The organism is Marinobacter azerbaijanicus (assembly GCF_030250645.1).
Taxonomy (GTDB): domain Bacteria; phylum Pseudomonadota; class Gammaproteobacteria; order Pseudomonadales; family Oleiphilaceae; genus Marinobacter; species Marinobacter azerbaijanicus.
In genome coordinates, this window is record NZ_JASSVS010000002.1 from 582,945 (window position 1) to 603,902 (window position 20,958).

General features: G+C 58.0%; 19 protein-coding genes. 6 read left to right on the plus strand and 13 right to left on the minus strand.

Annotated elements, in window-relative coordinates; translation table 11 throughout:
* Window positions 1–29: 29 nt before the first annotated feature.
* A complete protein-coding gene (locus QPM17_RS06200; RefSeq protein WP_285389702.1) occupies window positions 30–1,547 on the plus strand; it encodes a DEAD/DEAH box helicase in 1,518 nt (505 codons plus the stop codon).
* 9 nt (window positions 1,548–1,556) lie between these two features.
* Here QPM17_RS06200 and QPM17_RS06205 read toward each other — a convergent pair whose 3' ends face one another.
* The 4 genes from QPM17_RS06205 to QPM17_RS06220 all read right to left on the minus strand — a co-directional run bounded on the left by QPM17_RS06205 (window position 1,557) and on the right by QPM17_RS06220 (window position 4,957).
* On the minus strand, window positions 1,557–2,072 hold the full coding sequence (locus QPM17_RS06205) for a dihydrofolate reductase (RefSeq protein WP_285389703.1): 516 nt from the start codon (window positions 2,070–2,072) through the stop codon (window positions 1,557–1,559).
* 450 nt (window positions 2,073–2,522) lie between these two features.
* Window positions 2,523–3,362: a thymidylate synthase gene (locus tag QPM17_RS06210; protein ID WP_285389704.1), complete on the minus strand. Its 840-nt coding sequence runs from the start codon at window positions 3,360–3,362 to the stop codon at window positions 2,523–2,525.
* Entirely contained in the window at window positions 3,359–4,147 is a 789-nt protein-coding gene (lgt, locus tag QPM17_RS06215; protein WP_285389705.1) for a prolipoprotein diacylglyceryl transferase, read from the minus strand. Before lgt ends, QPM17_RS06210 begins: the two co-directional genes overlap by 4 nt.
* Before the next feature lie 15 nt (window positions 4,148–4,162).
* Complete coding sequence (locus QPM17_RS06220) at window positions 4,163–4,957, minus strand: sulfite exporter TauE/SafE family protein (protein WP_285389706.1); 795 nt, start codon at window positions 4,955–4,957, stop codon at window positions 4,163–4,165.
* An 85-nt stretch (window positions 4,958–5,042) separates the two neighbouring features.
* Between QPM17_RS06220 and QPM17_RS06225 the strand changes: the two genes are divergently transcribed.
* The 4 genes from QPM17_RS06225 to dxs all read left to right on the plus strand — a co-directional run bounded on the left by QPM17_RS06225 (window position 5,043) and on the right by dxs (window position 9,101).
* The gene (locus QPM17_RS06225; protein ID WP_285389707.1) at window positions 5,043–5,828 is read left to right on the plus strand and encodes an NRDE family protein; all 786 of its coding nucleotides are present in this window, start codon (window positions 5,043–5,045) and stop codon (window positions 5,826–5,828) included.
* Window positions 5,829–5,876: 48 nt separating this feature from the next.
* Entirely contained in the window at window positions 5,877–6,131 is a 255-nt protein-coding gene (locus QPM17_RS06230) for an exodeoxyribonuclease VII small subunit (RefSeq protein WP_285389708.1), read from the plus strand.
* Complete coding sequence (locus QPM17_RS06235; protein WP_285389709.1) at window positions 6,131–7,030, plus strand: polyprenyl synthetase family protein; 900 nt, start codon at window positions 6,131–6,133, stop codon at window positions 7,028–7,030. The genes QPM17_RS06230 and QPM17_RS06235 overlap by 1 nt, the downstream gene beginning before the upstream one ends.
* 136 nt (window positions 7,031–7,166) lie before the next feature.
* Window positions 7,167–9,101 carry a 1-deoxy-D-xylulose-5-phosphate synthase gene (gene dxs / locus QPM17_RS06240; RefSeq protein ID WP_285389710.1) on the plus strand — a complete coding sequence of 645 codons (1,935 nt, stop codon included), beginning with the start codon at window positions 7,167–7,169 and terminating at the stop codon, window positions 9,099–9,101.
* A gap of 18 nt (window positions 9,102–9,119) precedes the next feature.
* Here dxs and ribA read toward each other — a convergent pair whose 3' ends face one another.
* From ribA to QPM17_RS06270, 6 genes are all read right to left on the minus strand, one after another.
* Complete coding sequence (gene ribA, locus QPM17_RS06245) at window positions 9,120–9,734, minus strand: GTP cyclohydrolase II (RefSeq protein WP_285389711.1); 615 nt, start codon at window positions 9,732–9,734, stop codon at window positions 9,120–9,122.
* A 110-nt stretch (window positions 9,735–9,844) separates the two neighbouring features.
* On the minus strand, window positions 9,845–10,333 hold the full coding sequence (moaC, locus tag QPM17_RS06250; protein WP_285389712.1) for a cyclic pyranopterin monophosphate synthase MoaC: 489 nt from the start codon (window positions 10,331–10,333) through the stop codon (window positions 9,845–9,847).
* Between the two features lie 80 nt (window positions 10,334–10,413).
* Complete coding sequence (locus tag QPM17_RS06255) at window positions 10,414–11,373, minus strand: Nudix family hydrolase (RefSeq protein ID WP_285389713.1); 960 nt, start codon at window positions 11,371–11,373, stop codon at window positions 10,414–10,416.
* A 2-nt stretch (window positions 11,374–11,375) separates the two neighbouring features.
* Window positions 11,376–12,593 carry a bifunctional glutamate N-acetyltransferase/amino-acid acetyltransferase ArgJ gene (gene argJ / locus QPM17_RS06260; RefSeq protein ID WP_285389714.1) on the minus strand — a complete coding sequence of 406 codons (1,218 nt, stop codon included), beginning with the start codon at window positions 12,591–12,593 and terminating at the stop codon, window positions 11,376–11,378.
* A gap of 98 nt (window positions 12,594–12,691) precedes the next feature.
* Complete coding sequence (gene secA, locus QPM17_RS06265; RefSeq protein WP_285389715.1) at window positions 12,692–15,439, minus strand: preprotein translocase subunit SecA; 2,748 nt, start codon at window positions 15,437–15,439, stop codon at window positions 12,692–12,694.
* Window positions 15,440–15,614: 175 nt separating this feature from the next.
* The gene (locus QPM17_RS06270) at window positions 15,615–16,568 is read right to left on the minus strand and encodes a M23 family metallopeptidase (protein WP_285389716.1); all 954 of its coding nucleotides are present in this window, start codon (window positions 16,566–16,568) and stop codon (window positions 15,615–15,617) included.
* Window positions 16,569–16,861: 293 nt separating this feature from the next.
* Between QPM17_RS06270 and QPM17_RS06275 the strand changes: the two genes are divergently transcribed.
* Window positions 16,862–17,308, plus strand: coding sequence for a DciA family protein (locus QPM17_RS06275; RefSeq protein ID WP_285389717.1), 447 nt, complete (start codon window positions 16,862–16,864; stop codon window positions 17,306–17,308).
* 11 nt (window positions 17,309–17,319) lie between these two features.
* Here the strand turns inward: QPM17_RS06275 and lpxC are convergent, their stop codons facing one another.
* The 3 genes from lpxC to ftsA form a co-directional block, all read right to left on the minus strand.
* A complete protein-coding gene (lpxC, locus tag QPM17_RS06280; RefSeq protein ID WP_250091080.1) occupies window positions 17,320–18,234 on the minus strand; it encodes a UDP-3-O-acyl-N-acetylglucosamine deacetylase in 915 nt (304 codons plus the stop codon).
* A gap of 206 nt (window positions 18,235–18,440) precedes the next feature.
* Window positions 18,441–19,598, minus strand: coding sequence for a cell division protein FtsZ (gene ftsZ / locus QPM17_RS06285; RefSeq protein ID WP_285389718.1), 1,158 nt, complete (start codon window positions 19,596–19,598; stop codon window positions 18,441–18,443).
* A 99-nt stretch (window positions 19,599–19,697) separates the two neighbouring features.
* Window positions 19,698–20,933 carry a cell division protein FtsA gene (ftsA, locus tag QPM17_RS06290; RefSeq protein WP_285389719.1) on the minus strand — a complete coding sequence of 412 codons (1,236 nt, stop codon included), beginning with the start codon at window positions 20,931–20,933 and terminating at the stop codon, window positions 19,698–19,700.
* Between the last annotated feature and the right edge of the window lie 25 nt (window positions 20,934–20,958).

Below are 20,958 nucleotides of genomic sequence, written 5' to 3' on the forward strand. Positions count from 1 at the left end.
GCTCTACCCTTCGAATTCCGAGTACATTAATGTCTGAATTGTCTTTTGCCGAACTCGGCCTGGATCCAGCTGTCCTTGAAGCTGTTGCCGCCGTCGGTTACGAAAAACCTTCCCCCATACAGGCCCAGACCATTCCTGCGCTGTTGGCTGGCAAGCATCTTCTGGGCGTCGCCCAGACGGGTACCGGCAAGACCGCAGCCTTTGCTCTGCCCCTGCTGAGCCGTATTGATGCTTCCCTTATGGAGCCTCAGATTCTGGTGCTGGCACCCACACGAGAACTTGCCATACAGGTGGCCGAGGCCTTTACCACCTACGCCAGCAAGTTCCGCAACTTCCATGTACTGCCGATATACGGCGGTCAGGATTTCTTCCCGCAGATCAAGGGCCTGCGCCGCGGTGCCCAGGTGATCGTGGGAACCCCCGGCCGAATGCTCGACCATCTGCGCAAAGGCACCCTGAAGCTGGACAGCCTGAAGGCGCTGGTGCTGGACGAAGCTGATGAAATGCTTCGTATGGGCTTCATCGATGACGTGGAAGCGATTCTGGCGAAAACACCGGAAAACTGTCAGCGCGCGCTGTTCTCCGCCACCATGCCGCCGCAGATCAAGAAAGTCGCCCAGACCTACCTGCGCGACGCCACGGAAGTCAAAATCGAGAGCGAAACACGCACGGTTGAGCGTATTTCCCAGTTCGTGCTGCCGGTTTATGCCGAGCGCAAGCTGGATGCCCTGACGCGGATTCTTGAAGTGGAGCCCCTGGATGCCGCCATTGTTTTTGTGCGCACCAAAGCTGAAACCACTTTGCTGGCAGAAAAACTCTCGGCCCGTGGCCACGCAGTGGCGCCACTGAATGGCGATCTGAACCAGCGTCAGCGTGAGCAGACGGTGGAAGATCTCAGGCGCGGCAAGAAAGATATTATTGTTGCGACAGACGTAGCGGCACGCGGCCTGGATGTGCCCCGTATCACTCATGTCATCAACTACGATGTGCCCTACGACACCGAAGCCTACATCCACCGTGTTGGCCGTACCGGCCGTGCCGGCCGTGAAGGCAAGGCGATTCTTCTGGTAACACCCCGTGAGCGCAGCTGGTTGCGTACGCTTGAGCGTGCCACCAACTCGCCTATGGAGTCTTACCAGCTGCCCTCGCCTGTAGAACTCAAGAAAATGCGCGAAGAGCAGTTTGAAACGCAGCTGATGGGTTTTGCAGAGGATGGCAAGCTGGCGAAGGCCATGGCCCTGCTGGATGAAATTGCCGAGCGCAACAACATGGACACGGCCATGGTTGCCGGTGCCCTGGCCTGCTGGCTGGAAGCGTCCCAGCCAGGCTCACTGCCGCTGGAGCAGCCGGAAGCCTTGCCGGAGATTTCAGCCTCTGCACCACCACGCCGTGACCGCAAGGGCGGCGGCGGTCGTCCGGGTGGCAAGCCAGGGTACAAGCCTGGCTTCAAGAAAGGCCCCAAGGGGCGTGGTGGCCCGGGCCCGAAGGGCAAACCACCTGGCAAAGGCGGCAAGCCCGCCGGTAAGCGCCCACCCCGTCAGGCCTGATCTGGCCCCTCAGGGCTTGCTCAGGCGCTGATAGACTACGAAGCTGTAGTCATATGGGTTGTTGTCGGACGCGGAGAAATCCTCCCGTCCGATTTCTTCCCACTCATCCCAGTTCACTTCCGGAAAGAACGCATCTCCCTCCACCTCAGCGTGCACCTGGGTTATGTAGATTCTGTCCACCATTGGCAGCGCTTCGGCGTAGATCTGCCCGCCACCGATAATCATGACTTCGTCCCCACCCTCGATCTCGGCCTGAGCTTCGGCTTTGACCAGTGCTTCGTCCAGTGACTTCGCGGCCACTGTCCCCGACGGCGCCTCCCATTCCGGATTCCGTGAAATCACCACGTTCATCCGCCCGGGCAATGGCCGGCCAATAGAGTCCCAGGTTTTCCGCCCCATGATGATGGGCTTGCCCATGGTCGCCTGCTTGAAGTACTTCAGATCTCCTGGCAGATACCATGGCAACTTGTTATCACGGCCGATGACCCGGTTTTGGGACATGGCTACTATCAGGGCTTTCCTCATTGGCTGTTTGTCCTCTTGCTTGGGATTGCTTGGGAGTTTTGCCGGCTCTCTGGTTTTGTGGCTGCAAGAGGGCGGGAAAGAGTGTCCAAAAAACGCCTCAAGGCATCCATGCGCGGCTTGGGCTCCGCCATCCATGGCTCCGCACATTTTTGGACACTCTTTCCCGCCCTCTCGCGATTCGACAATGCAGTTAGCTGATCCTTGATCACCGCAGGAGAGCACATTTGTTAATGCTTAAATCAGAATAGCTGCCCCAATCTGGTCTGGCCTTCCGGAAAATCGAACTCAATTGTTCGGCCGCGGGGCAGCGGGTGGGGCTTTCAGGAAATGTGCGGAGCCATGGATGGCGGAGCCCAAGCCGCACACGGACGTCTCGAGGCGTTTTCCTGAAAGCCCCACCCGCTGCCCTGCAGACTCCAGAACAACCGGGCCGGAGACCAGGCCAAAGAGTCAAACCGCAATAGGCGCCTTGATCCCAGGATAAGGCTCATACCCGTCAAACTCGAAATCCTCAAGCTCGTACTCAAAGATCGACGCGGGCTTCCGTTTGATCACAAGTTTCGGCAATGCCCGGGGCGATCTTTTCAGCTGCTCGAAGACGATATCGTCGGTCAGGTGGTTCTGGTACAGGTGGCAATCACCGAATGTGTGCACAAACTCGCCAACACCCAGATCGCATTGCTGGGCGATCATGTGGGTCAGCAGGGCATAGGACGCAATATTGAACGGCACACCCAGGAACAGATCGGCGCTGCGCTGGTAGAGCTGGCAGGAGAGTTTGCCGTCGGCGACGTAGAACTGGAACAGGCAGTGGCACGGGGCCAGCGCCATGCGGCCCTGGCGGACATTGTCCTGGGGACCGATGGATTCATCCGGGAGCTCAGCCGGGTTCCAGGCAGAGACAATCAGCCGGCGGGAGTTGGGCTTGTTACGAATCTGGTCGATCACATCGCTGATCTGGTCTACGGTGCTGCCATCCGGGCACTGCCAACTGCGCCACTGTTTGCCGTAGATAGGTCCCAGATCGCCGTTTTCCAGTGCCCACTCGTTCCAGATGGACACCTTGCGCTCTTTCAGCCAGTTGTTGTCTGTAGAGCCCTGCAGAAACCACAGCAGTTCCTGAATGATGCTGCGCAGGTGGACTTTCTTGGTGGTAACAAGAGGGAAGCCTTCCTGCAGGTTGAAACGGATCTGGCGGCCAAACACGGAGCGGGTGCCAACGCCGGTGCGGTCACCACGGTCCATGCCGTTGTCTACCACGTCTCTCATCAGGTCAAGATAGGCTTTCATTCGACGTTTCTCCGATAAGCAAAAACGATCAATCCGGCACCGGCCAGTATCATCGGGAATGACAGTACCTGCCCCATGGTGAGCCAGTCGAAGGCCAGGTACCCCAATTGCGGATCTGGTTGGCGGACGAACTCCACCAGGAAGCGGAAGACGCCGTAACACGCCAGGAACAGGCCGGACACGGCCATACGGGGCCGGGGCTTTGAGGAAAACCACCACAGAATGATGAAGAACAGCACGCCTTCGAGAGCGAACTGATAAAGCTGTGACGGGTGGCGGGCCAGGGCGTCGGGGGCGGTGCGGAATACCATGCCCCAGGGCAGATCCGTGGGCTTGCCCCAGAGCTCGCCGTTGATGAAGTTGCCAATGCGCCCGGCACCGAGGCCAACCGGCACCAGCGGTGCGACGAAATCGGCGATCTGCCAGAAGGTGCGGTCCACTTTACGGCCGAACCACCACATGGCGAACATCACGCCCAGAAGGCCGCCGTGGAAGGACATACCGCCCTCCCAGACCCGCAATAACATCAATGGGTCCGAGGCGAAGGCTCCGAAGTTGTAGAAAATCACATAGCCAAAGCGACCACCCAGTATGACCCCCAGGGCAATGTAGAACAGCATGTCGCCCATCTGGGTTTCATTGATAGGTGACCAGGGTTTGCGGGTGCGAATACGACCCAACCACCAGCCTACGAGGAAACCAACCAGATAGGTCAGGCCATACCAGTGTACTTTCAACGGCCCGATGGAGATGGCCACCGGGTCGATTTGCGGATGCTGGAGCATCAATTACCCCTCAGGTCATAGCAGAAAACGGATACCCACCACGATCAGTACCATGGCAAATATTTTTTTGAGTAGTGCTGCGTCCAGACGGTGGGCCAGGTTGGCGCCAACCCGGGCGAACAGCACACTGGTCAGGACAATACCCAGAAACGCAGGAAGGTAAATAAAACCCACACTGAGCTCCGGCAGGTGGGGGTTCTGCCAGCCAGTACCGATGTTGGTCAGTGCCCCAGCCACGGCAATGGGCAGGCCACAGGCTGCGGAGGTTCCCACAGCCTGTTGCATGCGGACGTTACACCAGCTCAGGAAAGGGACCGTCAGCGTGCCACCGCCGATACCGAAGATGGCGGATGCCCAACCGATACCAGCACCTGCTCCACCCAACCCGACAGCCCCGGGCACATCACGACCCGGCCTGGGATTGACCTCCAGCAGCATTTTAATCGCCACCAGAATGACAAACACGCCAATGATCAGCTCCAGAGCGTCTCCACTGAGCATGGAAGCTGTCCAGGCGCCTATTATCGCACCGACGACAATACCGGCAACCATGGGTCGAAAAACGTCCCAGCGAATGGCCTGATGCAGGTGATGGGACCTGATTGAGCTCCCCGAAGTGAACACGATGGTTGCCAGGGATGTGCCAACGGCGAGGTGGGCGACAATTTCATCGCTGATTCCCTGAAGGCCGAAACTGAAGATCAGCACCGGCACAATAACCAGGCCGCCACCAATTCCAAAAAGGCCAGCCATGGTGCCCGCCAGGGCGCCCAATGCCAGATAAAGACCAGTTACAGCAATCAGGGTCATACTTAGCCACACGCAGAGAACAGAACAGGCTGGTATGATACACACCGATGCCTCTTTGTTCACTCGTGATGGATGAGCCCGCCTCATGTGCCTGATTGTTTTTTCCCTCCGACAGCATCCAGACTTTCCACTGGTAGTAGCTGCAAACCGCGACGAATTTTTTCAACGCCCCACCGCCGCCATGGACTGGTGGACCAGTGAAACCGCAGGACGGGAGGTTCTTGCCGGTCGTGACCTGCTCTCAGGAGGCACCTGGCTCGCTGTCGACATTCATGGCCGGGTTTCGGCTGTTACCAATGTGCGGGAAGCTTCCCTGGTGCCAGGCCCCAGGTCCAGGGGTGAGCTGCCCCTGATGGCCCTTGCCGAAGACCCTGGAACACTCGAGCCCAGACTGCAGGAACAAAAGGACCAGTATGCTGGCTTCAATCTGGTGAGCCTGAATACCCAACACGGCTGGTATTTCAGCAATCACGACGCCAGGCCCGGACGCCACGTCCACCGGGGCACCTACGGTCTCAGCAATCACCTGCTGCAAACACCCTGGCCCAAGCTGCTCCGGCTGCGCAACTCGGTTACCGGACTGCTGGAAAGCGCAAGCGCCAGAGCGACAGAAGAATTCCATGACAACCTGATCGAGCGCCTGTATGACACCACTCCGGCTCCCGATCATGAACTGCCGGACACGGGGGTTGGTATTGAAAGGGAGCGATTTCTGTCATCCCCGTTCATCATCGGCAGCAATTACGGCACCCGCGCGACAACGATTGTAACGGTGAGCACCTCGGGCGAGATCCGGGTGACGGAGCAGGTTTGGGCGCCAGAGGGCAAAAAGGAGGAGGCCAGATCATTCTGCTGGCAGCGGCCGGCCTGAAGCTTTGATATAATCCGCGAAATCCCGCGAAGCAACCGGAGGCCCCATATGGCCGGTGAAAAAAGCACGGCGTCCATCGCCGACTTTGAAAAGTCCCTGGATGAGCTCGAGAAACTGGTTCGTGACCTGGAACAGGGCGAACTGTCCCTGGAACAGTCATTGTCGGCATTTGAACGGGGCGTCAAGCTCACACGGGAATGTCAGCAATCGCTCAAGACGGCTGAACAGCGAGTGGAGCAGTTGGTTGAAAACAGCGATGGCACCCTGGGAACCAGACCCTTTACACCGGACGAACCTGCCTGATGTCAACACCGAAAACGCGCCTGACGACGTTTCTGGAGAAGTGCCGTAACCGGATCGACGCGGATCTGGAGAAGCAGCTCTCCACCTCTGGCAACGGCTCCGATCGACTCCAGCAAGCCATGCGCTACAGCGTATTGGGCGGCGGCAAGCGCATCCGCCCGGCGCTTTGCCTCGCGGCAGCCGCAGCGGTTGGCCAGGACGAAGAAAGCGCCATTGTTCCTGCCTGTTGCCTGGAACTGATTCACGCCTACTCGCTGATTCACGATGACCTGCCAGCAATGGACGATGATGAGCTGCGCCGGGGCCGCGCCACCACGCACATCGCCTTTGACGAAGCCACCGCGATACTGGCAGGTGATGCCCTGCAGACGCTGGCATTCGGCTTGCTGGCAGAGGCACCATGGCTGGACAACCACACTCGATTGGCGATGATACGGGAACTGGCCTCCGCCAGCGGACATCTGGGCATGGTAGGTGGTCAGGCCATAGACCTCGAGTCAGTGGGCAGGAGTCTGACCATAGAACAGCTTGAGAAGATGCATCGCCACAAGACCGGCGCCCTGATTGCGGCCAGCGTACGGCTGGGCGCACTGACCGCTCCTAATGTGACGGAGAACCAGTTGCACGCCCTTACCATTTATTCACAAACCCTGGGGCTGGCATTCCAGGTTCAGGACGATCTGCTGGACGTTGAAGGCGATACTACGGTCATCGGCAAGCCCCAGGGGTCAGACGTGGCGCGAGCCAAGCCTACCTACCCCTCATTGCTCGGAACCGCCGGCGCCAGGGATTACCTGTCCCAGCTCCTGGACGCCTCTCTGGCAAGCCTGGAAGGCTTTGGCACGGAAGGTGACATACTCAGGGACATGGCCGGTTATGTCGTCGCCCGTACCCATTGATCCACAGCGGTGCTCGCATGCACACTGACCGTGAAGGACTGAAAGGGTCCGACTGGCCCGATCAGTATGAAACCGGGTGCCTTCATCCCCTATAATAGACTTCACATTTCGAAACACCCGGAAAAGACCCGAGCAGATGCAGGATACATATACTTTCAAGGAAATCCCGTCCCAACGACCGAACACGCCGTTGCTGGACAGGATCGACACTCCCGGGCAATTGCGTGAGCTGGCAGCGGATCAGTTGACCCAAGTCGCAAGGGAGCTTCGCGCGTTCCTGCTGTGGTCGGTGGGGCAGACCGGCGGCCATTTCGGGGCCGGCCTTGGCGTTCTGGAACTGACTGTCGCCCTACACTACGTATTCAATACGCCCGAAGATCGTCTGGTGTGGGATGTCGGCCACCAGGCCTATCCACACAAAATCCTCACCGGTCGTCGTGAACGCATGAACAGTATCCGCCGCAAGGGTGGGCTGGCAGGGTTCCCGAAACGGGCCGAGAGCGAATACGACACTTTCGGTGTAGGGCATTCCAGCACCTCGATCAGTGCCGCTCTGGGTATGGCGATTGCCTCGCGCCTGCAGGGGGCCGGACGCAAGAGCATTGCTGTCATCGGTGACGGCGCCATGACGGCGGGGATGGCCTTTGAAGCCCTGAATCACGCCGGCCACCTGCATGCCGACATGCTGGTGATTCTCAACGACAACGACATGTCCATCTCCCACAACGTTGGGGGGCTGTCGAACTATTTTGCCAAGTTACTGGCGAGCCGCACCTACAATCAGGTGCGCGACAGTAGCAAGCGGGTACTGCAGGGAACACCTCACCTCATGGCGCTGGCGCGCAAGACCGAGGAACACTTCAAGGGCATGATTGCTCCGGGCACTCTGTTCGAAGAGCTCGGCTTTAATTACATCGGCCCTATCGACGGTCACGACCTGCCCCTTCTGGTTGAAACCCTTGAGAATATCCGCGAGCTGGATGGCCCGCAGTTTCTTCATGTGGTAACTACCAAGGGCAAAGGCTTTGCTCCCGCCGAAGCCGACCCCATTGGCTACCATGCCATCAACAAGATTGAACCAGTGCCAGCCAGCAAACCTGAACCGGTAGCTCCCAAGCCGTCGAAACCGAAGTACGCCAATGTCTTTGGCCAGTGGCTATGTGATGCCGCAGAAGCGGACGAACGGATCGTGGGTATTACCCCGGCCATGTGCGAAGGCTCGGACCTGCTGGCATTCTCCCAACGTTTTCCGGAGCGGTATTTTGACGTCGCCATTGCCGAGCAGCACTCTGTCACCCTGGCCGCCGGCCTTGCCTGCGATGGAGCCAAGCCCGTGGTTGCCATCTACTCCACATTCCTGCAACGCGCCTACGACCAGCTGATCCACGATGTGGCCATCCAGAATCTGGACGTGCTTTTTGCGATAGATCGCGCTGGCCTGGTGGGCGAGGATGGCCCGACCCATGCAGGGGCATTTGATATCAGTTACCTGCGCTGCATCCCGAACATGATCGTGATGACACCGTCTGATGAGAATGAAACCCGCCAGCTACTGCATACCGGCATGCTCTTCGAGGGCCCTGCTGCGGTACGTTACCCGCGTGGAACCGGTCCTGGCGCCGAGATTGTGCGGGAACTGGCTCCCCTGCCCATTGGCAAGGGACGGATGGTGAAAGAGGGTTCAGGTATTGCCATCCTGAACTTCGGCACCCTGCTGACACCTGCCCTGGAAGCCGCCAGAGCCCTGGGCGCGACCGTGGCGGATATGCGATTCGTCAAACCGCTGGACGAAGAGCTTATTCTGGCACTGGCGGAGCGGCATGACTTGCTGGTGACGATCGAAGAAAACGCCATTGCCGGCGGTGCTGGCAGTGCGGTGACGGAGTTTCTGAACAGTGGCGATGTCAGCCAGCCCGTATTGCAGATCGGCCTGCCCGACACCTTCATCGACCACGGCAAACACGGCGAGCTGCTGTCGTCCTGTGGCCTGGATGCAAAGGGTATTCAGGGTGCTATTGAAACCCGCCTTGAACGAATGAAATACAATCAGTCTCTCAAGGCGGTTCAGTAGGCAGATTACAAACCTGGATCAAAGGGCGGGGTCGTCGTCCTGGTGGGTCTCAAACCAGTGACCAAGCTTGCTTTGCTTGGTATTCAGGTAATGCTCATTATGCGGGTTGCGCCCCACATGAAGCGGCACACGCTCTGCAATGTCGATGCCCAGGTCGGTCAGTGCGTCCACCTTGCGGGGATTGTTGGTCATCAATCTGAGACTGCTGATCCCCAGATGCTCCAGCATATCCCTGCACATGCTGTAGTCCCGCAGATCCGCCGCGAAGCCTAGCTGCTCGTTGGCTTCAACCGTGTCAGCCCCCTGATCCTGCAGGTTATAGGCGCGAATCTTGTTCAGCAGACCAATACCCCGGCCTTCCTGGCGCAGGTACATCAGAATGCCCCGGCCTTCGCGGGCAATGCTGCGCAGCGCTTCTTCAAGCTGGTAACCGCAATCACAACGCATGCTGTAGAGAGCGTCACCGGTCAGGCACTCCGAATGAGTGCGCGCCAGCATCGGCTCCGGGCTGTCAAGATCACCCAGCGTCAGCGCCACATGTTCCTTCCCGGTATCCGGCTCTTCGAAGCCGTGCATGTCGAAAACGCCGAAAGGGGTAGGCAACCGGCATGTCTGGATGTAACGAACGGCCACAGTGCTTCCTCGTGGTTCAGTCAATCGGGCCGCGCATTCTATCACGTGGCCACCGTCCTGGCGTAGTCTCTGCACGGTCTCTCCTCCGGTATCACTGATTCGTACAGAACTTACGAAGCGGAGTCTGATGCAGACCAGTGACCACTGCGGCCACCTTTCTTTTCCAGCAGACGCACATTGTCCACAACCATGCCCCGATCAACGGCCTTGCACATATCGTAGAGTGTCAGTGCTGCCACACTGGCGGCAGTCAGGGCCTCCATTTCAACACCCGTCTGACCGGAGAGCTTGCATAGTGTGGCGATGTGAACAGAGGCGCCATCTGCGCCAGGAGTCAGCTCTACTTTTACGGAGGTCAGGTTCAACGCATGACACAGTGGAATCAGATCATGGGTTTTCTTGGCGGCCATAATGCCTGCCACTCGAGCAACCGCCAACACATCCCCCTTGGGATGCTGCCCCTCGACAATCATCGCCAGCGTTTCAGGCGCCATCCTGATCAGCGCTTCCGCTCTCGCCTCGCGTTCGGAGACCGCCTTGGACGTAACATCCACCATACGCGCGGCGCCCTTTTCATCAAGATGTGTCAGTTTACTCACAGTGCCTCTCCAGGATCATTGATGTAATTGTTTACAGGGACATCATACCAGAGCATGCAAGACACGCCGCCTGCTCAATATCAGGTCGATGGCCACCAGAAGCTGATGCCGGCAACCCCCTGGCCTCCGCGGGAGCGCGCTTCGGCAATGTCTGGCAACGAGAGCCCCCCCAGGGCATAAACAGGAACGCCTGAGGCAGCAACCAGCTCCTGAAAACGGTTCCAGCCCATTCCTGACGCGCCAGGATGACTGGGGGTAGGCCTGACAGGGCCGAGAGTAATGAAATCAGCCTGCAACTGGGTTGCATGGGCGATTTCTTCCGCGCTGTGACAGGAAACCGCCAACAGATAATCACCAGAAACGGGACGAACGGAATGCTGCCTCGCTTGATGCCAGGGCAGATGCAGGCCACATGCCCCAGGGAATTGCTCAAGCAAGGATGGCGCGCCATGGAGCATCAGCTTCACATTATTGGCAATGCAGGACTCCAGCGACCAGGCTGCAAGCTGAGCATACGTGTCGTCACTCAACTCCGGTGCCCGAAGCAGGCAGAGCTCCGGCCCCGCACTATGGAGCGCCTGCTCCAGCTGCTCCAGGTACGCTTCTACACCGGCGGCGGCACCGGTGATGGCGTACTGGCGCGGTAATCGCAAGGCCCGGATAATCGGTCGGTTGGCAGCGGGGAAGTCGCTATCGGCCAGCTTGCCAACCTCGACCCAGCGCACCTTCTGGCCTTCGCGGCCCTCAGGGATACCCTCGGCTGATGAGGCTTCCCAGACATCAAGAAACACCCGCTTGTCACCGTAGTCGTGGCGAACCTCAATGACTGGCTCAAGGGCCTCAGGCGCGATCCGTAACCCGGTTTCCTCGAAGATTTCCCGGACCAGCGCCTGCTGAACGGTTTCACCGGCCTCGACCTTGCCACCGGGAAACTCAAGCAGTCCACCCTGATGAACGTGGTCCGGACGACGGGCGATCAGCACTTTCCCCTCGCGGAAGATAACCCCCACGGCGACGTGTATTTCCCGAACAGTCGTCATGATCAGGTGCGGTATTCAGCATTGATGGTGACATAGTCGTGGGAAAAGTCGCAGGTCCATACCCGCTCCATTACATCACCACGCTTGAGGTCGATACGGATGGTAATTTCCTCGCTATCCATCACCGCCTGCCCCCTGGACTCGCTGTAATCCTCGGCACGGCCGCCATTGCGAACAAGACAGACATCCCCCAGCCAGATCTCCAGGGCATCAAGGTCCAGCCCTTCGACACCGGCACGGCCTACAGCCGCCAGGATACGGCCCCAGTTGGGATCAGAAGCAAACAGGGCTGTCTTTACCAGAGGAGAGTGCGCAACGGTGTAGGCAACGTCCAGGGCCTCCTCAGTGGAGCGCGCCTGGCTGACTTCGATGGTGACAAACTTGGTCGCGCCCTCGCCGTCCCGGACAATGGCATGGGCCAGCTCGAGGAACACCTCGCGCAGCGCCTCCCTGAGCTTTGGCAGAAGAGGACTTCCGGAGGTAATCTCGGGGCCACTGTACTGGCCGCTGGCGATCAGCATGCAGGCATCGTTGGTTGAGGTGTCGCCATCAATGGTAATACGGTTGAAGGACTTCTCTCCGAGCTCGGAAGCCAGGGACGACAACACGTCCGGAGCAATGGTCGCGTCGGTCGCGATGAAACCCAGCATTGTCGCCATATTGGGGCGAATCATGCCCGCCCCTTTACTGATACCGGAAATGGACACTGTATGGCCGTCCAGATCGACCTGACGGGTCGCCCCCTTGGGACGGGTATCCGTGGTCATGATTCCGGATGCCGCTTCCACCCAGTGAGACTCCGATACATCGGCCAGTGCCTGGGGCAACGCGTCAACAATCTTTGTTACAGGCAGGGGCTCACCAATCACACCCGTGGAGAAAGGCAGTACGGCACTGGCCACCACACCGGCCTGATCCGCCAGCGCCTGACAACAGGCCAGGGCATCCTTCATACCCTGCTGACCGGTACCGGCATTGGCGTTACCGGTATTGATCAACAGGTAACGGGGCGCATCACTGGCCAGGTGGCTCCGTGTGACGTGAACAGGGGCAGCGCAGAACTGGTTGCGGGTAAAGATCCCCGCCGCGCGGCTGCCCGGGGCCAGCTCGATTACTACCACATCCTTCTTGCCCGGCTTCTTGATGCCGGCGCTGCCAATACCCAGCTTGACGCCGGCCACCGGGAAAAACGTCGGCAAGGTTCCTGGACCAACGGCCATCTTCACTCTCCTTTCTTCAAAAGCGGTTACCAAACGAAAAACCCGCAGCCTGAATCAATCAGGGTGCGGGCCGTTGTACTACTGGTCAGTGCCGGGAATCAGCTGACCTTTCCGCAGCACTGCTTGTATTTCTTGCCGGACCCGCACGGACAGGGCTCATTGCGCCCCACTTTTCGGTCCTGTCGCACGAAGGTCTCTGGGGTGCCCTGTGGCTGGGCACCGGAGCCGCTGGAATTGTCGTCCTGCCTCTGCCCGGTAATACTGGTTTCGTCATGGCGCAGACGAGCCTGGGCAAGTTCACGTTCAAGCTCTTCCTTGCGGCGACGCTCAACCTCTTCCATCTCCTCGCGGCTCTGCACGCGAACATGGGACAGAACCCGCACCACATCGCGCTTCATGGTCTCCAGCATGGTCTCAAACAGGTTAAAGGCCTCGCGCTTGTATTCCTGCTTGGGGTTCTTCTGGGCGTAACCACGCAGGTGAATACCACGGCGCAGATGATCCATATTTGAGAGATGCTCTTTCCACAACGTATCAAGCACCTGCAGGAACACCTGCTTCTCGAACTTACGCATGGGTTCAGAGCCGGCCAACTCCTCCTTGGCCTGATAGGCCGCGACGATTTCGTCCAGTATCCGCTGGCGAAGATTCTCCTCGTAAAGCTTGCTGTCCTCGTCCAGCCACTTCTGGATGGGAAGATTAATGGCCATCTCTGACTGAAGCTGGTTTTCCAGGCCGGCAACATCCCACTGCTCGGGCATGCTCTGGGGCGGAATGAATTCACTGACCAGAGAATCAACCACATCTTCACGAATGGTCTTGATCATGTCGGAAATGTCTTCCGAAGACATGACTTCATTACGCTGATCGTAGATGACGGTCCGCTGGTCGTTGGCGACGTCATCATATTCCAGAAGGGTTTTCCGCATATCAAAGTTGCGGCCTTCCACCTTGCGCTGGGATTTCTCGATGGCGTTGGTCACCATGCGGTGTTCGATGGCCTCGCCCTTCTTCATGCCCATCGCCTGCATCAGGCTCTTCACCCGGTCCGGGGCGAAGATCCGCATAAGGTTGTCTTCCAGGGACAGGAAGAAGCGTGATGAGCCCGGGTCACCCTGACGACCGGCACGTCCACGAAGCTGGTTGTCGATACGACGGGATTCGTGGCGTTCAGTGCCGATGATGTGCAGGCCGCCGGCCTCCAGCACCTGGTTATGACGCTCCGTCCACTCCGCCTTGATGCGAGCGACTTCCTCTTCGGTGGGGTTGTCCAACCCCGCCACCTCGAATTCCCAGTTACCACCGAGCACGATGTCGGTACCTCGGCCCGCCATGTTGGTGGCAATGGTCACGGCGCCCGGGCGACCCGCCTGGGCAATGATCTGGGCCTCGCTCTCATGCTGCTTGGCGTTGAGGATCTTGTGGTCAATCCGCGCCTTCTTGAGCAGCATGGACAGCAACTCGGAAGCCTCGATGGAGGCCGTACCCACCAGAATCGGCCGGCCCTCGGCGGTGACATCCTTGATTTCATCAATAATGGCGTGGAACTTCTCTTCCTGGGTGAGATAAATCAGGTCGTTATAGTCAATCCGCTGGATTGGTTTGTTGGGCGGAATAACGACCACATCCAGACCATAGATCTGACGGAACTCGAAAGCTTCAGTATCGGCAGTACCGGTCATCCCGGCCAGCTTGTCGTATAGCCGGAAGTAGTTCTGGAAAGTCGTGGAGGCCAGGGTCTGGCTCTCTGCCTGGATACGTACACCTTCTTTTGCCTCAATGGCCTGGTGCAAACCCTCACTCCAGCGGCGGCCCGGCATGGTGCGCCCCGTGTGCTCGTCCACGATGACCACCTGGTCGCCCTGGACGATATAGTCCACGTCTTTCTGGAACAGATGATGAGCCCTGAGCGCGGAATGAACGTGGTGTAGCAGGCTGAGGTTGGCTGCGGAATAGAGGCTCTCGCCTTCCTTCAGCAGGCCCCGTTCCAGCAACAGCTCTTCCACCTTTTCGTGACCGCTTTCGGTCAGCTCTACCTGGCGGGATTTCTCGTCGATGGTGAAGTCACCGCTGGGTTCACCCTCCTCTTCGCTCACTTCGCCCTGCTCAAGGTTTGGCACCAGTTCGTTGATGGCCAGATAGAGTCTCGAACTGTCTTCGGCCGCCCCGGAAATAATCAGCGGCGTGCGTGCCTCGTCAATCAGGATTGAGTCCACTTCATCGACAATGGCGAAATGCAGGCCACGCTGCACCTTGTCCTCGGTGCTGAACGCCATGTTGTCCCGCAGGTAATCAAAGCCGAACTCGTTGTTGGTACCGTAAGTAATGTCAGCCTGGTAGGCGGCACGCTTCTCTTCCTGGGGCTGGCCGGCAACGACGACACCTACCTGGAGGCCGAGAAAACGGTAGAGTTTGCCCATCCACTCAGCGTCCCGCCGAGCCAGGTAATCGTTTACCGTAACCAGGTGAACACCCTTACCGGTCAGCGCATTCAGGTAGACAGCCAGTGTGGCTACAAGGGTTTTACCCTCACCGGTTTTCATCTCGGCTATCCGGCCTTCGTGCAGCGTGATACCGCCGATCATCTGTACGTCGTAATGACGCATGCCCATCACCCGGCGACTTGCCTCGCGGGTAGTGGCAAAGGCTTCCGGTAGCAAGGCATCGAGGCTTTCGCCTTCATCATAGCGGCGACGGAACTCCGCGGTCTTGCCCTGCAACTCGGTGTCCGACAAATTGCCATACTGTTCTTCAAGTTCGTTAATGCGCGAGACAGTTTTGCGCATCCGCTTGATTTCTCTGGCGTTCTTACTGCCGAACATCTTGGTTGCAAGCTTTGTGAACATAGACCACTGCTTCTTTGATTAAACGGAGGAAGCCGGCATTCTAACCTTATTTCGCGGCAGGACAAAAGTCAGGCCTCACAGAAGCCTGTCACAACGCTGAAAAGATTGAAAAAAGAGTACCGGAGGGACAACCGGAAGGGACATCAGACGCCGCCTGGGGCGACTGACAGAACGACTAGCGGCTGGCTCGTTTTATATAGGTTTCAGGATTCTCGGACTTGCCGTTACGAATCACCTCGAAATGCACGTGCGGGCCCGTAGAGCGCCCTGTGCTTCCCATCAGCGCCAGAACCTGGCCTTTCTGGACCACATCTCCCACGTTCACCTTGATGGTCTTGGCGTGAGCATAACGGGTCAGCAGGCCATCACCGTGATCCACCTCCACCAGATTGCCATAGCCATAGCGCTCATCGGCATAGGTGACCACACCAGCGGCGACGGAGATGATATCGCTGCCGTCCTTGCCTGCAAGGTCGACGCCGGCATGCCATGTGCGCTTGCCGGTAAATGGATCAGAACGGTAACCATACTTGGACGACAGCCAGCCCCAGGTAATCGGGCGGCCCTGCACGTAGAGTTCTTTCTCAAGCTTCTGTCGGGAGGTGACCATATCCAGCATGCGCAACTGTTGTTCCCGGTCTTCAATGCGCTTTGCCAACTGATCAATCATGCTGGTGAGCTCCGGGGCCGTGTAGGAGTCGCCATCCAGACTGTCTTCCGGGCCACCGACTGCAGCCGGCTGATCAAAATCGAACTCATCACTGGCCACAAGGCCGGATTCCACGAAACGCTGCCCGAGCGCATCAAGCCGTAGTAAGCGCCCCTGCATTTCACCCAGGCGAAGCGTAAGCGCATCCACCTGCTGCTGGACATTCTGCTCCAGTTGGGCGAGCTCGTTTTTCTGCTGTTTCAGTTTTGAGCGCCACTCGGCTACCAGTTCCGACTCCTCGGGCTCGATCGGCTCGACCTGCCCCAAAGCCACCTGATATCCAGACCACCCTGCCAGTACCAGCAGCACGGTTACGAAAAACACCAGGCCAACCGCGATCGGACCATTTATCGAAACTGCACGGGATTTCCCATGGCGCTTGCCAACGAAGATAATGTTCATATCGTCTTCTGGTTTCATGGGGACGCAACCTGATCCTGTAGTGTTGCATCCCGAGTGTTCTGACTGGGCCTGCCGGGGCATCCTTTGCCAGATTGCGGAGTTCCTCTCCGACTACTCAATCCTGGGCAGCATAGACCGCGTCTGAAAACGCATGTGCCATCCATTGCAACGACTACGTTTGATAAAATAGCAGCCACCCGTGGACACACACGCACCAGACAATGTAAAACGAGTGTAATACAGGCACTGCCTATTAACCGTGCCGAAGTGTAACCAATCGTTACCGTTGTCGTCGAGAACTACTGATTGCCATGAAAAAGAAAACTGACCTCGAATTGACACCGGACAGCTTTTCCAGGGCCCCAAACCTGCGGGAGCTGATGGCAAAGGCGCAGCATCATGCCCGGGCCGAGCAACTGGTTATCGCAGCACTGCCGGAAAGCCTTGCCAAAGGTACCCGCTTTGTCAGTTGCAAGGAGGGAGAGCTGATACTGTCTGCTGCAACGGCCACCAACGCCAGTCAGATCCGTTTCCGGCAGCACGAAATCATGGAGGCGCTTCGCAAACAGGAACTGTTTCGCTTCGTCTGGAAACTGAAGGTCAAGGTTGCCCCACCCAGGTTCCACGAACGACCCAAAGTCAAGATGACACCCCTGAGTAATGAAAATGCCCGGCTCCTCAGAGAAGAGGCCGGGCACACGAAGGACAAACAATTACGCGAGGTTCTCGAAAAACTCGCAAGCCACGTCCGGGACTAAGGCGTCCTGCCTCAGCCCGCCGCCAGCACAGGTTTCATATAGGAAATCGGGGCAGCGGCCTCGTCATCGAAGGTCACCACTTCCCATGCATCCTCTTCTGCCCTGAGCTTGCGCAGCAGCTTGTTATTCAGGTCATGGCCGGATTTGATGCCACGAAACTCGCCAATCAGGCTGTTACCCAACTGGTAGAGATCACCGATGGCATCCAGCAGTTTGTGCTTGACGAATTCATCGTCGTAACGCAGACCGTCTTCGTTGAGGATCTTGTAGTCATCAACGACGATGGCGTTATCCACGCTTCCGCCCAATGCCAGATTCATCGCCCGCAGTTTCTCGATGTCACGCATGAACCCGAAAGTCCGTGCGCGGCTGACTTCCTTCACGAAAGACGTGCTGGAGAAATCAACGGTCGCCGTCTGGGCGCGCCCCTTGAATACAGGGTGGTCAAAGTCGATGCCGAAGCTCACCTTGAAGCCTTCAAACGGCAGCAGGGTCGCCTTCTTGTCACCTTCTTCAACCGTCACTTCGCGCTTGATGCGGATGAAACGTTTGGCCGCGTCCTGCTCGGCAATGCCGGCAGACTGCAGAAGAAACACAAAAGGACCGGCTGAGCCGTCCATAATGGGCACTTCCGCCGCACTGAGTTCGACGAAGCAGTTATCGATCCCGAGACCAGCCATGGCTGACAACAAATGCTCTACTGTTGCAACCCGGACACCGTCTTTCAGAAGTGTCGTGGAAAGCATGGTCTCACCCACGTTTTCAGCACACGCACGGATATCAACCACAGGGTCGAGGTCAGTGCGGCGGAAAACGATTCCCGAGTCCACTGGGGCCGGCTTCAGGGTCAGGTAAACCTTTTCACCCGAATGGAGGCCAACACCAGTGGCTCGGATGGTGTTTTTGAGTGTCCGTTGTCTGATCATCGGTACATATTTCCGTCACATAAATGCGGTATAGTCTGGGCAAAAATCTGCCCGGAGAATACCAGAAGTTGAAACTGAATACCATTTAACCAATCGTAACGCTTCGTAATCCACGATTGGGCCCCGGCCCCCTGGGCCAGACTGATAGTCAGTACACGTCAATCCGCGAACATAGTTCCAACTATTAGCGTGTTTGCAAGAGATTATCAGTCAGCCTGACGGCGAAGGAATGCGGGAATATCGAGATAGTCGACTCCCTGCTCTTCACTGTCCTTGCTCTGATCAACCGCAACATTGCCATGAGCCACTGCCCTGCGACGCAGCACAGCCGGACGATCAAGCTGATTGTAATCCGTTGTGCCATCAAGGCTGCGGGTGTTATCCACGACCTTGGTGGGCTTTTCACGGTCCCCACCCAGGCCGGTTGCAACCACCGTCACCTTGAGTTCGTCGGTCATGTCCGGATCGATTACCGTACCAACCACAACCGTGGCGGAATCAGATGCAAATTCGCGAACAATATCGCCCACCTCGGAGAACTCGCCCAGGTTGAGATCCATACCCGCAGTGATGTTGACCAGAATACCCTTGGCTCCCTGCAGGTTGATGTCTTCCAGCAAAGGACTGCGTATTGCGGCTTCTGCAGCTTCGCGGGCCCGGTTCTCGCCAGTGGCACGCGCTGTGCCCATCATGGCATTGCCCATTTCTGACATGACCGTCTTTACGTCGGCAAAGTCGACGTTGATCATTCCGTTACGGGTAATCAGATCAGCGATGCCCTGAACGGCGCCGAGCAGAACGTCGTTGGCAGAGGCAAACGCGTCCAGCAGGCTTGTTTTCTTGCCCATCACCGCCAACAGCTTTTCGTTGGGAATGGTAATCAGGGAATCAACGGTTTCTTCCAGTTCCTTGAGCCCCGCATCGGCCACGCTCATGCGCTTGCCACCTTCGAACATGAACGGCTTGGTGACCACAGCTACGGTAAGGATGCCCAGCTCGCGGGCCACTTCAGCCACTACAGGAGCTGCGCCCGTGCCTGTTCCACCACCCATGCCGGCAGTAATAAAGACCATGTCGGCACCTTTCAGCGCCTCGGCAATACGGTCACGGTCTTCCAGAGCTGACTGGCGTCCCACTTCCGGATTGGCACCGGCACCCAGCCCCTTGGTGATGTTGCCGCCAAGCTGGATAATCTGACGTGCGTCCAGGTCCGTAAGCGCCTGGGCGTCCGTATTGGCGCAGATGAACTCCACACCTTCAATATCACTGTTGAGCATGTGGCGAACGGCGTTACCGCCACCACCGCCAACTCCCACTACTTTAATGACAGCGTTCTGCTGGACATTATCGACGAGTTCAAACATTCCCCTACTCCTTCGTGCTGTTTATCAGCCTTTTCCAGACTGATTTTTCGAGATTATGATTTTCGAGATACCTTCGTGTACGTCTTCTACTGGCGACCGTCAGAAATGACCGGTAAACCAGGCTTTCATGCGCTCAAACAGCGTGGGTGCTTCTTCACCCTTAAGCGCCGGCGCCCGCCCCAGATCCATCTGGCGGAAGCCATGGATCAACAACCCCACGCCGGTGGCGTAGATCGGGTTGTTGACCACCTCCGTCATGCCGGAAACCGCCTGCGGACAGGCCAGCCTTACCGGCATGTGGAAGATTTCCTCGGCCAGTTCCACCACACCTTCCATGGTGGAGGAACCGCCGGTAATCACGATGCCGGCCGGGATCAGGTCTTCAAATCCCGAACGGCGAAGTTCTGACTGCACCAGGGTGAACAGCTCTTCGTAGCGGGGCTCCACCACCTCGGCCAGCGCCTGGCGGGAAAGATCCCGTGGCGCCCGGTCGCCCACACTGGGCACCTTGATGGTCTCGTCCGCGCCGGCCAGCTGTGTCAGGGCGCAGGCGTATTTGATCTTGATTTCCTCGGCATTCTGCGTAGGCGTACGCAGGGCCATGGCAATGTCGTTGGTCACCTGATCCCCGGCAATGGGTATCACCGACGTGTGGCGGATTGCGCCGCCGGTAAACACCGCGATGTCCGTGGTTCCACCGCCGATATCCACAACACACACGCCCAGCTCCTTTTCATCCTCGGTGAGGATGGCGTGGCTTGAGGCAAGCTGTTCGAGGATGATGTCGTCCACTTCAAGGCCGCAGCGCTTTACGCACTTTTCGATGTTCTGGGCGGCATTCACCGCACAGGTCACCAGATGCACTTTCGCTTCCAGGCGAACACCAGACATGCCCATGGGTTCCTTGATGCCTTCCTGGCTGTCAATCACGAACTCCTGGGGCAGGATGTGAAGAATCTTCTGATCCGCCGGAATAGCCACCGCCTGGGCAGCGTCGATCACCCGGTCGATATCTGCCTGGGTTACCTCCCGGTCACGAATAGCAACGATGCCATGGGAGTTCAGGCTCTTGATGTGGCTGCCGGCAATGCCCGCATACACCGAGTGAATCCGGCATCCAGCCATCAGCTCCGCTTCCTCCACGGCCCGCTGTATCGCCTGGACTGTGGTTTCGATATTGACAACCACGCCACGCTTGAGTCCGCGGGAGGGGTGCGAACCGATACCCACCACCTCAATGGTCCCGTCCATTTTGCGCTTGCCGACAATCGCAACCACTTTCGAGGTTCCGATATCGAGGCCGACAATCATGTTTTCCGTTTCAACCGATGACATGTATTCCACCAAACCGTAGGTCTGA